The organism is Dysgonomonas hofstadii (genome assembly GCF_014196915.1).
In the GTDB taxonomy this organism is placed as follows: Bacteria; Bacteroidota; Bacteroidia; order Bacteroidales; family Dysgonomonadaceae; genus Dysgonomonas; species Dysgonomonas hofstadii.
On record NZ_JACIEP010000013.1, the window covers coordinates 62,794 to 76,355 of the forward strand.

The 13,562-nt window shown below is 40.7% G+C and carries 13 protein-coding genes; 9 read left to right on the plus strand and 4 right to left on the minus strand.

Annotation, left to right across the window (positions count from 1 at the left end):
- Nucleotides 1-9: 9 nt before the first annotated feature.
- The gene (locus GGR21_RS15885) at nucleotides 10-621 is read right to left on the minus strand and encodes an OmpH family outer membrane protein (protein ID WP_183308212.1); all 612 of its coding nucleotides are present in this window, start codon (nucleotides 619-621) and stop codon (nucleotides 10-12) included.
- Nucleotides 622-851: 230 nt separating this feature from the next.
- Here GGR21_RS15885 and GGR21_RS15890 point away from each other — a divergent pair, with 230 nt between their 5' ends.
- Nucleotides 852-2,309 carry an aminoacyl-histidine dipeptidase gene (locus GGR21_RS15890; protein WP_183308213.1) on the plus strand — a complete coding sequence of 486 codons (1,458 nt, stop codon included), beginning with the start codon at nucleotides 852-854 and terminating at the stop codon, nucleotides 2,307-2,309.
- Between the two features lie 128 nt (nucleotides 2,310-2,437).
- On the opposite strand, the gene GGR21_RS15895 is transcribed toward GGR21_RS15890, so the two are convergent.
- From GGR21_RS15895 to GGR21_RS15905, 3 genes are all read right to left on the minus strand, one after another.
- Nucleotides 2,438-2,962, minus strand: a complete 525-nt coding sequence (locus GGR21_RS15895; protein ID WP_183308214.1) for a GNAT family N-acetyltransferase — start codon at nucleotides 2,960-2,962, stop codon at nucleotides 2,438-2,440.
- Nucleotides 2,963-3,196: 234 nt separating this feature from the next.
- Complete coding sequence (locus GGR21_RS15900) at nucleotides 3,197-3,766, minus strand: hypothetical protein (protein WP_183308215.1); 570 nt, start codon at nucleotides 3,764-3,766, stop codon at nucleotides 3,197-3,199.
- A gap of 172 nt (nucleotides 3,767-3,938) precedes the next feature.
- Nucleotides 3,939-4,652, minus strand: a complete 714-nt coding sequence (locus GGR21_RS15905) for a tRNA1(Val) (adenine(37)-N6)-methyltransferase (RefSeq protein ID WP_183308216.1) — start codon at nucleotides 4,650-4,652, stop codon at nucleotides 3,939-3,941.
- Between the two features lie 126 nt (nucleotides 4,653-4,778).
- Here GGR21_RS15905 and lon point away from each other — a divergent pair, with 126 nt between their 5' ends.
- From lon to GGR21_RS15945, 8 genes are all read left to right on the plus strand, one after another.
- On the plus strand, nucleotides 4,779-7,265 hold the full coding sequence (lon, locus tag GGR21_RS15910; RefSeq protein ID WP_183308217.1) for an endopeptidase La: 2,487 nt from the start codon (nucleotides 4,779-4,781) through the stop codon (nucleotides 7,263-7,265).
- Between the two features lie 103 nt (nucleotides 7,266-7,368).
- On the plus strand, nucleotides 7,369-7,971 hold the full coding sequence (locus GGR21_RS15915) for an RDD family protein (RefSeq protein WP_183308218.1): 603 nt from the start codon (nucleotides 7,369-7,371) through the stop codon (nucleotides 7,969-7,971).
- Nucleotides 7,972-7,976: 5 nt separating this feature from the next.
- Nucleotides 7,977-8,693, plus strand: a complete 717-nt coding sequence (locus GGR21_RS15920; RefSeq protein WP_183308219.1) for a DNA alkylation repair protein — start codon at nucleotides 7,977-7,979, stop codon at nucleotides 8,691-8,693.
- Between the two features lie 492 nt (nucleotides 8,694-9,185).
- Complete coding sequence (locus GGR21_RS15925; protein ID WP_183308220.1) at nucleotides 9,186-9,725, plus strand: DUF4199 domain-containing protein; 540 nt, start codon at nucleotides 9,186-9,188, stop codon at nucleotides 9,723-9,725.
- Between the two features lie 18 nt (nucleotides 9,726-9,743).
- On the plus strand, nucleotides 9,744-10,694 hold the full coding sequence (locus GGR21_RS15930) for a glycosyltransferase family 2 protein (protein WP_183308221.1): 951 nt from the start codon (nucleotides 9,744-9,746) through the stop codon (nucleotides 10,692-10,694).
- Nucleotides 10,695-11,218: 524 nt separating this feature from the next.
- Entirely contained in the window at nucleotides 11,219-11,737 is a 519-nt protein-coding gene (locus GGR21_RS15935) for a nitroreductase family protein (RefSeq protein ID WP_183308222.1), read from the plus strand.
- 188 nt (nucleotides 11,738-11,925) lie between these two features.
- The gene (locus GGR21_RS15940; protein ID WP_183308223.1) at nucleotides 11,926-13,071 is read left to right on the plus strand and encodes a C10 family peptidase; all 1,146 of its coding nucleotides are present in this window, start codon (nucleotides 11,926-11,928) and stop codon (nucleotides 13,069-13,071) included.
- A gap of 6 nt (nucleotides 13,072-13,077) precedes the next feature.
- Nucleotides 13,078-13,560 carry a membrane lipoprotein lipid attachment site-containing protein gene (locus tag GGR21_RS15945; RefSeq protein WP_183308224.1) on the plus strand — a complete coding sequence of 161 codons (483 nt, stop codon included), beginning with the start codon at nucleotides 13,078-13,080 and terminating at the stop codon, nucleotides 13,558-13,560.
- Nucleotides 13,561-13,562 lie beyond the last annotated feature (2 nt).

Sequence of the window (13,562 nt, forward strand, 5' to 3'; positions counted from 1 at the left end):
ATCAGCCTGTTACTTAGACGATTCTGACTTATAGCGGCTATTCATCAGTTTTATTATCTGGTCGGTAATATTATACTGGTCTTTTGCCAACAGGATGTTATCCATACCTGTATTCGATAATATCATCTGATAATTGGCTGTCTTGTTATATTCTTCCAGATTTAAACGAACCGAATCGGCAATCTGGTTATTTACACGAATTTGTTCTTTTGCTATATCTTCCTGCAACTTCTGTGCCAATGCATGCAATTCATTTTCTTGTCTTTGGAGGCCGGCCTGTGCCTGACGGGCACGATCTTCGCTCAGGAAAGCGTTATTCTGAAGCTTTCTCTGAAAATCCTGCACATCATTTTCGAATTGTCTTTGTTTCGATTTCAGGGTAGCGTCTGCTTTTTTCGATTTTTCCATCAACACTTCGCTGGCATCTTTATATAAATCATAATGACTTAACAGCGAATCCAAATTCACATATGCTATCGGCAATACACCTACGGAATCTCCTTCTATAAATTTCACAGAAGAGCCACCGCCCTGGGAATTACTATTGTTACAAGATGAAAAAAAGAAAACAGACAAGGTTGCCCCTAACAGGACTTTCTTAATAACAGAGAGGTTCTTCATTTATTTCATTCATTTAGTTAATCTAATTTAGACCCGTTGAAAGTTGTGCAAATATAACTAAATATATCTATTTCCAAGAACGGTCTGGCAAAGATATATCTTTATGTTAAAACAACACTACATCGAAACCTTTAAAAGATGTAAAAAAATTGCTTTTTATCTGTTAACTCCATAATTTTATAACTGGAATAAACATTTTTCTATATAGATAATTCAAATTAAAAAAGATTATGACAATAAAAGATCTGAAACCTAGTGAAGTATGGCATTACTTCTACGAACTGACTCAAATACCGCGTCCTTCCAAGAAAGAAGAAAAAGTGATAGCATACTTGCTTGATTTTGCACGCAAGCATAATCTCGAAGCTAAAAAAGACGAGGCTGGGAACGTTCTTATAGTAAAACCTGCAACCAAAGGCCTCGAAAACCTGCCTACCGTTATTCTGCAAGGACATGTGGACATGGTGGCTGAAAAAAACAGCGATACTATACACGATTTCGACAAAGACCCGATAGAAACCTATGTAGACGGCGATTGGCTGAAGGCTAAAGGCACCACGCTTGGTGCTGATAATGGTGTAGGTGTTGCCGCTGCCCTGGCGATACTTGCATCCGGCACGATAGAACATGGTAAGCTGGAATGTCTGTTCACTGTGGACGAAGAAACCGGGCTTACCGGAGCCTATGCGCTTGGCAAAGACTTCCTCAACGGGGATATCCTTATTAATCTGGATACCGAAGAAGAAGGTGAAATATATATCGGCTGTGCAGGAGGAAAGATCACCACTGCAACCTTTACCTACAAGCCGGAACCGGTACCATCCAACTACTTCTGGTTCAAAGTCCAGGTAACTGGGCTGAGTGGCGGCCATTCGGGTTCCGACATAGACAAAGGGCTGGGTAATGCCAATAAAATACTGAACCGGTACCTGTGGGCTCTGTCCCGGAAATCCGACCTTGCCCTGGCTGGAATAAACGGAGGAAACCTCCACAATGCCATTGCCCGTGAAGCGTATGCAGTAGCCGGTGTTCCCTACAGCAAAAAAGAAGACGTTATAGTGGAGCTGAATACACTTGCTCCCGAAATCGAGGCTGAGCTAAAAATGGTAGATCCTAACCTGAAAATGACAGTAGGGTCAACCGATACCCCGGCCTTTATTATAGACAAAGAGACCAGTTACAATTTGCTAAATGCCATATATGCCTGTCCGCACGGAGTATTAGGAATGAGCCACGAGATTACAGGACTGGTGGAAACCTCTACCAATCTGGCTTCGGTGAAAATGAAAGAAGGCAATACTATAGTTATCACTGCCAGCCAAAGGAGTTCGACCAACTCACTGAAGGATGATGCGGCCAATATGGTAAATACTGTATTCACACTGGCGAAAGCAGATGTGCAGCATTCTGCCGGATATCCGGGCTGGAAACCGGACCCTGAATCCAAAGTATTAGGCGTAGCCAAAGAATCATACAAAAAACTATTTGGAAAAGAACCTGAAATTATGGCCATACATGCCGGACTGGAATGCGGACTGTTCCTCGAAAAATATCCGCATCTGGATATGATCTCATGCGGCCCAACCATCAGGAATGCGCATTCTCCGGAAGAACAGATCGAAATAGCAACTGTACCTCTATGGTGGGATCTATTATTAGATATTCTGAAAAATATTCCGGCGAAATAAACAGAAAAATCGACTTTCACTATATAATCAGCCGTCTGGAGACTTCTTCAGGCGGCTTTTTCAGTTAGCAGTTATCAGAAATACTTGTAACTCGTAACTAAATAAAACCTGACAAACCTGACATTTTCTCAATCTTTCAGTCGCAATTTCATCATGATATCCGTTTGTTTGTCATCACCCAACATAAAAAAATGCTTATCGAACTCTACAAAGCCGTTCTTACTGTAAAATTTTAATGCCTTGTGATTTTCTTCCCAGACTCCCAGCCATATATAATCCACATTTTTCTGCATGGCAATCTGCACAGCTTTTTCGTAAAACAGTTGTCCTATCTTTTTCCCATGAAATTCAGGGAGCACATAAATACGTTCAATTTCAAGCGAATGGTCATCTTTTAAGTCGGTTTGTGATTGTCCGGAGTTTAACTTCAGATAACCGACTATATTATCATCGATCAGGGCAAAATAGAATTCTGAATCAGCATTGTTCAGCTCCTCTGTCAATCTTTCCAATGAAAAACCCTCTTCCAGATATTTTGCCATGTTTTCCTCTGTGTTTACATCAGAAAACGCTTCAAAAAATGTTCTTTTACTAATATACTGTAATTGGAGAAGATCGCTGATAGTTACTTCCTTTATATCTATATGGTTCATATTTTTATTACTTTCATCTGCCATTCTGAAGTAACGAAAGATCCTATCTAAACAAAAGAAATGCCTTTCCTCGTCAGCATGGCAAAATTCGACGCAAATATATAAACATTCCCACATGGAAGTAAAATATCAATATCTAAAATTTCCCCGGAGATAAATAATTCCCCGTAGCATCAAGGGTAAAAGGAGGCAAAAACCAGTTAACAATGCATTTAATTCTTAATTCTTAGTTCTTCATTTTTCATTTATTCTCATTCTTTCATCATTCTCAATACTCTTCCTCTCCTCTTCGGTCGCCATCCTGATGACCTGGCTGTCCTCCCCGTTCAGATGCTTATCCAGTTTAATAAACAAGTCGGCCTCATGCTGGTTATTTACATAAATAATTTGCTGCCGTAGTTTCGGCTTTTCTGCCGCTTCTTTCTCCTTGCGTTTTTCCTCCTGTTCCAGCACATATTTGATAGCTGCCAAGTTCGGTGGATATTGTTTCTTCTTTACTACCCGTGATTTTTCTATCTGCACATGCGGATTGCTTTTGGCTGGTTCATACACCACTTTTTCTTCTTCCAGTGTATAACCTTCCAGTTTCTTGCGAAGCGAAGCACGGGCGATGGACACCAGCATCTCGTCCCGCTGGCGCATGGCTTCATCCACCGCCTTTTTAAATTCGGGTTTGGTGTCGAGCCACTGGTAGTAAGTTTCGCGGGAGATACGCGCCACCATGCATAGTTCTTTTACTGTGTAAATGTCGGATTCGATCAGGGATAGGATTTCCGATACTAGTTCTTTTGTGTACTTGGACATAGTTTTTGTTTTTAGAGGCCCCTCCAACCTCCCCACAGAGGAGGCTATTCCCCCTACGGGGGTTAGGGGGCCGTGGTTTTCCAGTATAGATAAACCTGTCCAGATTTGATAACAAAAAAACTCACTTTCAGTGGAATTTTGACTAAAAATCCTTCAGAACACAACCAAAATCTTACAATTTCAGGTAGAACTCCCTGACCAGCGCAACAAACTCTTCCGAATAAACATGCCTTGCCTTTTCTATTACAAGGCTCGATTCTTTTACAGGCATTTGCTTTTTCGACAGTTCTACCAAAACCCGCTTAGGCATAGAATCCGGTTTGGGGTAAATATTTGTCAGTTTCGAAACATACAGATTATTTTCTTCTGCCAATAAAATAATTTTCTCCTTTTCATCGTAAGGATAGACCATCGCAAACCTCCCCTCCCTGTTCAATATACCCGAAGATAAACCGATCAGTTCCTCTAGCGATAAGCTATCAGTATGACGGGCCAAGGTTCTGTTGTCACTGGGCGATCTTAGCGATTGGGTAAAATACGGAGGATTGGAAACTATCAGATCATATTTCCGCCGATTTTCACAAACAAATTCCTGCAACGGCCGATGAATACATTTTATCCGTCCTCTAAAAGGCGAATTATCTACATTATCCTTAGCCTGCCCTATAGCATCTGCATCAATATCAATAGCATCAATCAATGATTTGTCATTCCTCTGAGCCATCATCAAGGCTACCAATCCTGCCCCTGTACCAATATCGAGTGCAGTATCCACTCCTGCCACATCAGTCCATGCGCCGAGCAATACACCGTCGGTACCCACTTTCATGGCACAACGGTCGTGATAAACAGTGAACTTCTTAAACCGGAAATACGGATTTGGCATGATATGAAGATTATAACTTTATGGCACAACTTTTGTTATATATTTAAAGCAAAGTTAGTTAATAATCTGTATTTTTACAGCCCATTTTAATGTAAACGGGCTAACACAATATAAAAGGATAAATATATGTTCAACAAGAAAAAAGATTTACTCGCTATCGAAGAGGGAAGTGAACCTGTCATCTCGATCATTACTAATGACTTCGACGACGGCGACTGCTATATAAACGAACGTGACCTGAAAGAGGAACTGGCCATACTTCCGCTACGCAACACTGTTATATTCCCGGGTACAAGCATGCCGATTGCCGTTGCACGCAAAAAATCACTGAAACTGATAAAAGCAATAAACCGGCAAAAAGGTAAATATGTCGGCCTCATCTGCCAAAAGGACGCGGAAAACGAAGATCCCGAATTTAGCGATCTTTATCCCATGGGTGTTATCGGTGAGATAATCCGTGTAATAGAGCTTCCCGACGATGAAAATGTAACCGTGATTTTTCAGGGTAAAAAACGTTTTGAACTGACAGAACTGACACAAACAGAACCATACCTGAAAGGCCGGCATGAAATAAAGGAAACAATCCCTGTTATCAAAACCGACACCGAGTATAAAGCCTTGCTCGATTCTATTCGCGACCTGATGATACAGATGTTGCGCATGTATGGAGAACCGCCAAAAGAATTTATACAGCGGCTGAAGTCCGATATAGTTTCACCAGTGCTAGTCAACTATTGTTGTGCCAATCTGCCCGTATCGGGATCAGAGAAGCAGGTTCTCCTTGAAATAGATGACGACAAGGAACGTGCTTACCGCCTGTTGATGATACTGAACCGCGAGACTCAGATGATGGAAATGAAGCTGAACATTCAGATGAAAACCAGAGAGGAACTGAACCAGCAGCAAAAAGAATATTTCCTTCAACAACAGATCAAAACCATCCAGGACGAACTGGGCGGTAATCCCCAACAGGCCGATGTAGAAGAATTCAAGCTGCGGGCAGCTAAAAAGAAATGGACGAAAGATGTAGCACAAGCTTTCGAAAAAGAAATAAGCAAACTGGAGCGTCTGCATCCGCAATCGCCGGATTATTCGATGCAATACACCTATATCGAAACTTTCCTCGACCTGCCATGGGCTGAATATACCAAAGATAATTTCAACCTGAAGCATGCGCAGAAAGTGCTCGACCAGGATCACTTCGGACTGGAAAAAGTGAAAGAACGCATCATAGAGCATCTTGCCGTACTAAAATTGAAAGGCGACCTCAAATCTCCGATACTTTGCCTGTATGGCCCTCCGGGAGTGGGTAAGACATCGCTGGGAAAATCTATCGCCAAAGCTTTGAACCGCAACTATGTGCGTGTTTCGTTCGGTGGGTTGCACGATGAATCGGAAATCCGCGGACACCGTCGCACCTATATAGGAGCTATGCCGGGACGTATTATACAGAATATACTGAAAGCCGGCTCTTCGAACCCGGTATTTGTCCTTGACGAGATAGATAAGATCGGCAACGATTTCAGGGGCGATCCTGCGTCGGCCCTGCTCGAGGTGCTCGATCCTGAACAAAATTCGGCTTTTCACGATAATTATCTGAATGTGGAATACGATTTGTCGAAAGTGATGTTCATTGCCACAGCAAACAATCTTTCCACAATCTCGCAACCATTGCTCGACCGCATGGAGTTGATCGATGTCAGCGGATATATAATCGAAGAAAAAGTGGAGATTGCACGCCGCCATCTGATCCTTAAACAATTGGAGAATCATGGCCTGAAAAAAGACGTTATCGACATTCCGAAGAAAACAATAGAAAAGATCGTCGAAAACTATACCCGCGAATCGGGAGTACGCGAACTGGACAAGAAGATTGCCAAAATAATGCGCAAAGTAGCCCGCAAAGTGGCTTCCGAAGAAGAATACAAGAAAGTGATCGATCCCGAAGATCTGCAGGAATACCTCGGAGCGGTAGAATATACCCGCGACCGTTATCAGGGCAATGATTATGCCGGAGTAGTTACCGGACTGGCATGGACTTCTGTCGGAGGTGAGATACTATTTATCGAAACATCATTGAGCCGGGGCAAAGGCAGTAAACTTACCCTGACCGGAAATCTGGGCGATGTGATGAAGGAATCTGCAGTACTGGCTCTCGAATATCTTCATTCGCATGACAAGCAACTGGGGATTGACGAACGTGTTTTCGAAAACTGGAATATACACATACACGTGCCCGAAGGCGCCATTCCGAAAGACGGCCCGTCGGCAGGTATCACCATGGTGACATCGCTGGCATCGGCTCTTACTCAGCGTAGAGTGAAGCCAAATCTGGCCATGACAGGAGAGATCACGCTTCGTGGAAAGGTTCTTCCCGTGGGCGGGATACGTGAAAAAATCCTTGCGGCGAAACGCGCGGGTATAAAAGAGATCATCCTGTGTAAGGAGAACCAGAAGGACATAGATGAGATCAAACCGTTGTACCTGAAAGGTCTTAAATTCCACTATGTGGACGATATCAGACAGGTACTGAATATCGCGCTGCTCGAGGAAAAAGTAAAACATCCCCTCGACCTGACAGTAAAGGAAGAGAAGACAGAAAAAGGAAACTGAGAATAAATCAATAAATAGAAAAGTGTGAATCGGAGGGTTCGCACTTTTTTTTGTATTATTGTATATTATTACCCTATAAATAAGAAATAGATTCTCTATACCTATGGAAAACAAATTTGATCAGGAGATGTTCCGAAAAACAAATACTGAGCTAATAAAAATCGTAACTATCGACCGGGAGGATTATCAACTACTCGCTATCGAAGCCGCCGAAAACGAACTAAAAAAACGTAATATCTCCGACTTTGAGATTGAAAGCACAAAGCAAAAAACACTTGAAGACAAAATACGAAATATTAAGATTGAAAAAAATACCGTTAATCCAGGAATAAGATTTTTCAATTTTATAATTGATTCGCTTGTTTGGCTTATAATTGCCTTCATATTTACATTTCCTTTAAATGCCAATAATAACGGGCAAATGCTTATCGGATATATTGTGATGCTGGGAACATATATCGGCTATTATTTCTTTCTCGAGACGAAATTCCAACAGACATTAGGTAAAATGCTCACAAAAACCAAAGTAGTGAAATACAATGAAGAGAAACCAAGCACTGCGGATATCCTGGCAAGAACGCTTTTAAGAATCATTGCTCCATTCGATCTTATTTCTTTTCTTTTCACCCGAAATGGATTACACGATAAATTATCTCATACAAAGGTGATAAAAGTCGGCAGCAACCAAAAAACAATGGTAATATAAAAAACATGAAAACGAAAATAATAAAGGAAATCCGCCAGATATTAAAAGATAGTGTGGACGAAAAGACACTTAATTCCCCGAAACGTTATTTTAAAGAAGGAGAAGAACCAAAGGTCTATGGCGTACGGATGGGCGAAATCAGTAAGTTAGGCAAGCTCTTTTACAGTCAGATAAAGGATATGCCTAAACATGAAATTTTCGAAATTTGTGAAGGATTATGGAAATCAGCCTATCTTGAAGAGGCTGTTATCGCCTGTATCTTTACCGATGCCATGCACGAACAATACGAACCTTCCGATTTCAAAGTCTTCGAATACTGGGTTCAAAACTATGTAAACAACTGGGCTGATTGCGACACCCTGTGCAACCATACGATAGGCACTTTTATAATGATGTATCCCAAATACATACATGAATTAAAAAAGTGGGCCAAATCACCCGGTCGCTGGGAAAAGAGAGCATCGGCAGTTACCCTGATCATTCCCGCAAGAAAAGGAATGTTCCTGAATGATATATTCGAAATTGCAGACATCCTTCTCATGGACAAGGACGATATGGTGCAGAAAGGCTATGGCTGGATGCTCAAGGCAGCAAGCGAAGCCCACCGGAAAGAAGTATTTGACTATGTAATTTCTAGAAAGGCGGTAATGCCACGTACAGCCCTGCGTTATGCCATCGAGAAAATGCCGCCGGAATTAAGAGCCGAAGCAATGAAAAAATAAAAACAAACACTCAACTTGGCAGTAAAGGAGGAAAAGAAATAAAAAGGGACTAATTAAAAAGCCGAATATTTATTATAATTCAATGATATTAAACACTATAAGCAGATACTCAATTATAATGACCAAGGAAAATAACAATCCAAAGAAAAACATAAATGAAGCCCATTTATGTTTTATTATCCAATCTTTACCTATATACTTAACCAATAAAAAGACACCATAAATAAAACTTAGAGATATAATAACTGCTGATATATGTAACACATAAATATTATGAAAGAATGAACTGTTTATAACAAATAACAATAGTCCTATATAAATAATTATTCTATCATTTTCTACTTTCGAAGCAATTTTTTCCATTTTTCTTATTTTATAAAAATATCTTATAAATATAATCATATTTTTGTAACAGCTATTAACACTCTCTCCCAAAAGATAAAAGCCCCGATAACATCACTTTCTAAACTATTTTGTACCTTTGGCATCGCAATGATGAACAGCCCCGATATAAAAGAAAAAGGGACCACCCTACTCCGTTATGCCATGCATTATGGTATGATACTGGGACTCTTCTGGGCATTCAAATACTTGTTCAGGATAGGCGCCGGATTTTCTGACCACATATTCATTTATGTGTTCTACCTGTTGAATGTGGGAACATTCCTGATGATATATATATTCACATTCAAATTCAAGAATGCCGACCCCGACAATCCCAGAGGTATATTGTCGTGTATTGCGTTTGTCACGTTGGTCTGTTTCTTTGCTTCTTTCTTCGAAAGTACCATGATGTATGCGCATTTTAAACTTATCGATCCCGGCTATTTTTATAAGATGACAGAGCCCATGGTGGAAATGGTAAACAATCTGTCTTTCCCGCCGGAGGAAGAAGAACCTTTAAGAAAATTTTTTATGGATTTGGTCACAGGCAAACCTTTATATATTGTCTCCAATTTTATAGGGAATACCATTCTCGGTCTGATACTTGGTTTGATGATGGGACTACTTATTAATAGTCAAAAGAAATAAAAGTCATATATTTGCCATATGGATATATCTGTCGTTATACCGTTGCTGAATGAAGAAGAATCTCTTGGCGAATTATACGCCTGGATAGAGCGTGTAATGCAGGAGAACGGCTATTCTTACGAGGTTATATTTGTTGACGACGGCAGCACCGACCATTCATGGGATGTGATTTGCGAACTGCGCGAAAAATCGCAAAATGTAAAAGCTATCAGGTTCCGTCGCAATTATGGCAAATCTCCGGCCTTGCATTGTGCTTTCCAAAAGGCTCAGGGAGATGTCGTTATAACGATGGACGCCGATATGCAGGACAGTCCCGACGAAATTCCGGCGCTGTATAATATGATAAAGGCCGAAGGCTATGATATGGTATCGGGATGGAAGAAAAAACGCTACGATCCACTATCGAAGACAATTCCTACAAAGCTGTTCAATGCTACGGCACGGAAAGTGTCGGGCGTAAAGCTGCACGATTTTAACTGTGGCCTGAAATCGTATCGCAAAGAGGTGGTAAAATCTATAGAAATATATAACGATATGCACCGCTACATACCATACCTGGTAAAGATAGCAGGATTCAATAAAATAGGAGAAAAGGTTGTACAACACCGTCCCCGCAAATTTGGAAAAAGCAAATTTGCGGGACTCAGCCGCTTTGTGAACGGATATCTCGATTTGCTCACGTTATGGTTTCTGTCGGTATTCGGCAAAAAGCCTATGCACTTTTTCGGACTATGGGGTAGCATTATGTTTTTCCTCGGTTTTGTGGCTATCATTATTGTCGGAGCCTCGAAACTATATGCCATCAACAAAGGCGTAGCGCATCCGTTGGTAACAAATTCGCCATATTTCTATATATCGCTTACCACGATGATACTGGGAACCCAGTTGTTTCTGGCCGGATTTCTGGGAGAAATTGTATCCCGGAATGCCACTACCCGAAACGATTATAAGATAGAAGAAGAACTATAAACTAAATAGATGCCGATAGATAATACCGGCATTTTTTATGTATTTTGTTGTAATAAAGAGGTCTATTTATTTTTACTACGCGCAATCAAAGATTGCTTGTCATTCTTTTGGCCAAAGCCCCAAAAGAATGCAAAAAGTCTTTGGTGGCTCGTCCTCCGTGCTACCCGTTACAGGTTCACGGGCTAAATTAAAAGATTGTCCTGTCGGACGCTTTTAATTTCACGCCCCTTTCACCTGACGGGTGCCCAGCTCTCCGGCCTAATGCCACCGGGCGAAGCCACGAGTGCGTCAGCTTCCCGTGCATAGGTTTACAAGCCGGGCACCTGACGGCTGAAGACGGCGTGAAACCAAATACTGTTTGAGCCGCAGGCGAGTTTATTTGGTTTAGCCGGCAAAGCCAATGTCAGGTCGGCGGTAAACGAAGCACTAGCCTTTTGGTTCGTTTTGGGCAATGCCAAAATGAACAATAAATAGACCAATTAAACACAACAACACATAAAAAGTAAACTTAAGATAGAAAAATTATGAGTTTGAAAGAACTAATCGAAAACCGCTATTCGGTCAGAGCTTACCTGTCGCAAATAGTAGAAGACGAAAAAATCGAATATATCCTGGAATGTGCAAGGCTAGCTCCTTCAGCCTGTAACCTGCAACCCTGGAAATTTTATGTGATCGCGGATGGCGATATGCAACAAAAAGTACACAAGGCGTACGACAGGGATTGGTTCAAAACCGCTCCGATACAAATTATCGTTTGCGAAGACACTTCTGCTTCGTGGAAAAGGAAAAACTACGATAATAAGGATCATGCCGATATAGATGCGGCCATAGCAGCAGAGCATATTTGCCTTGCAGCGGCTGAAATCGGTTTGGGAACATGCTGGATATGCAACTTCAATCCGCAAATTCTGAGAGAAGCATTATCCCTGCCATCACATATAGAGCCTGTAGCCATATTTCCGATAGGATATACCGACGAAGAAAGCAGCAAGCCAACCGAAAAGAAAAGAAAACCACTTTCTGACATTACAGAATGGATATAGTTTTTGGGAGTAAATGCCCACCAATACATTAATTAATGTAAATATTTCAACAAAAAAACGATTATTAACCTAAAAAGAGTATATTTAACATAAAATTATCCTTAAACATAGAACTTATGAAGAAATACTCTTCAAAAATTTTTTTGGCAATTGCTATTCTACTCTTTACTGCCTGTCAAAACACAGAAATGCAAGAAGAAATCCCGAAAAGCGATAATTTTGTAGATAAAGAAACGATCTTAGGGCTGGCTTCTCAGCTTTCGTTTACTACTGATGACGGAAATGGACCTAAATCTTCTGTTCTGAAACAAGTAGAAGATATTGGAGTTGTTACGGGAACAGATAATTTACCATCGTGCTACATTGTAAACTACGAAGATAGTGGATTTATCATTATGCCAGCGGATAATAGACTCACACCCGTACTGGCACACTCAGAAACAGGAAAATTTGCAATAGCCGGAGAATTACCACCCGGTGTATCGGAATGGCTTGAAGAAACAGCAGCCTATGTAAGTTATATCAGGGAATCGGATGAAGAACAAACGGGCAATGTCGCCGATGCATGGAACCCGATTTCGGTACAACGTATTATTATCGGTGGTGGAGGCAACGATGAATTCGAGCCAGACTGGGGACAATGCCCACAAAATGAGTTGGTAGGTCCTCTATTGACTACAGCATGGCATCAAAGAGACGGTTTCAATAATCTTTTACAATATGGTGGATGCAATACAGACAAAACAAATGGTAGATATCCGGCCGGATGTGTTGCTATAGCAGTAGCACAGGTGATGAGATACCACGAGTTTCCTACTACTTCATATTTCTGGATCTTTATGCTGGACAGAACAGGAACAGATGAAGCATCGCGGCTGGTTTCAGATATTGGAACAGCCTTAGGCACGGAGTATAGTTGCGAAAAGTCAAATGCTGAAACCAGCAAAGTCCCTGAAATATTAAAAAATCGATTCGGATATAGTTCTGCCGTTTATGATCATTTTAATGTAGACATAGTGACTGCAAACCTTAAACAGAGAAGACCGGTTATACTAAGTGGAGCGCGAAAAGAATACGCTTTGGGATTACCATATAGAGGAGATGGACATGCTTGGGTATGTGACGGCTATAAGAAAAATATACAATGTGAATATGACCTTAACGGAAGGTTTAATGGTAATTATACTATGAGCACTTGGCTGTATATGAACTGGGGCTGGAATATAGATAATACTAATTATAATGGTTGGTATTCATGGAATAGTTGGGATACCAATGATGGAGAATATAATTTCAATTATACAAAAAAAATGGTATACAACATAAAACCGTAAGAAATTATGAAGAAGTATATTTTAATTTTCTCAATACTAGCTATATTGACAGCATGTGATAAAGATCCAGTTGAATTTGTTTATAGTCTTCACTGTATAGTAGTAGACCAAGACGGGAATGATCTTTTAAATCCAGACACACAGGGTGCTATAGAGATTTCCAAAATAGAGATTTACTACTTAAAAAACGGGGAGTTTTCTAAATATTATGATCGTAATCTGGATAGTCCTAAAGGATATCGGGTTAGCAAGCATGAACTAGATGACGATCATGAATACAAATGCACTTTTTTCCTTTCCCCATATGAAGAATATAAGGGAAAGAAAACGCTTACCATTGTAAAATGGAATGAAAATGAATCGGATACTATTGTTTCAGAAATACATAAAGATGGAGGCTTGGCTATAACTACAAACTTTGAACTGAACGGAAGTTCTGATATAGAATGGATAGCCTCTCGTACCTTTAAACTGGTAAAAAAGAGGTAATA

What these genes read in the sequence shown, in the direction of transcription:
- GGR21_RS15890 (WP_183308213.1), top strand. Translation starts at nt 852, where the DNA reads ATGACAATAAAAGATCTGAAACCTAGTGAAGTATGGCATTACTTCTAC.
- GGR21_RS15930 (WP_183308221.1), top strand. Translation starts at nt 9,744, where the DNA reads ATGGATATATCTGTCGTTATACCGTTGCTGAATGAAGAAGAATCTCTT.
- GGR21_RS15935 (WP_183308222.1), top strand. Translation starts at nt 11,219, where the DNA reads ATGAGTTTGAAAGAACTAATCGAAAACCGCTATTCGGTCAGAGCTTAC.
- GGR21_RS15920 (WP_183308219.1), top strand. Translation starts at nt 7,977, where the DNA reads ATGAAAACGAAAATAATAAAGGAAATCCGCCAGATATTAAAAGATAGT.
- GGR21_RS15925 (WP_183308220.1), top strand. Translation starts at nt 9,186, where the DNA reads ATGATGAACAGCCCCGATATAAAAGAAAAAGGGACCACCCTACTCCGT.
- lon (WP_183308217.1), top strand. Translation starts at nt 4,779, where the DNA reads ATGTTCAACAAGAAAAAAGATTTACTCGCTATCGAAGAGGGAAGTGAA.
- GGR21_RS15900 (WP_183308215.1), bottom strand. Translation starts at nt 3,766, where the DNA reads ATGTCCAAGTACACAAAAGAACTAGTATCGGAAATCCTATCCCTGATC.
- GGR21_RS15940 (WP_183308223.1), top strand. Translation starts at nt 11,926, where the DNA reads ATGCAAGAAGAAATCCCGAAAAGCGATAATTTTGTAGATAAAGAAACG.
- GGR21_RS15915 (WP_183308218.1), top strand. Translation starts at nt 7,369, where the DNA reads ATGGAAAACAAATTTGATCAGGAGATGTTCCGAAAAACAAATACTGAG.
- GGR21_RS15905 (WP_183308216.1), bottom strand. Translation starts at nt 4,652, where the DNA reads ATGCCAAATCCGTATTTCCGGTTTAAGAAGTTCACTGTTTATCACGAC.
- GGR21_RS15895 (WP_183308214.1), bottom strand. Translation starts at nt 2,962, where the DNA reads ATGAACCATATAGATATAAAGGAAGTAACTATCAGCGATCTTCTCCAA.
- GGR21_RS15885 (WP_183308212.1), bottom strand. Translation starts at nt 621, where the DNA reads ATGAAGAACCTCTCTGTTATTAAGAAAGTCCTGTTAGGGGCAACCTTG.
- GGR21_RS15945 (WP_183308224.1), top strand. Translation starts at nt 13,078, where the DNA reads ATGAAGAAGTATATTTTAATTTTCTCAATACTAGCTATATTGACAGCA.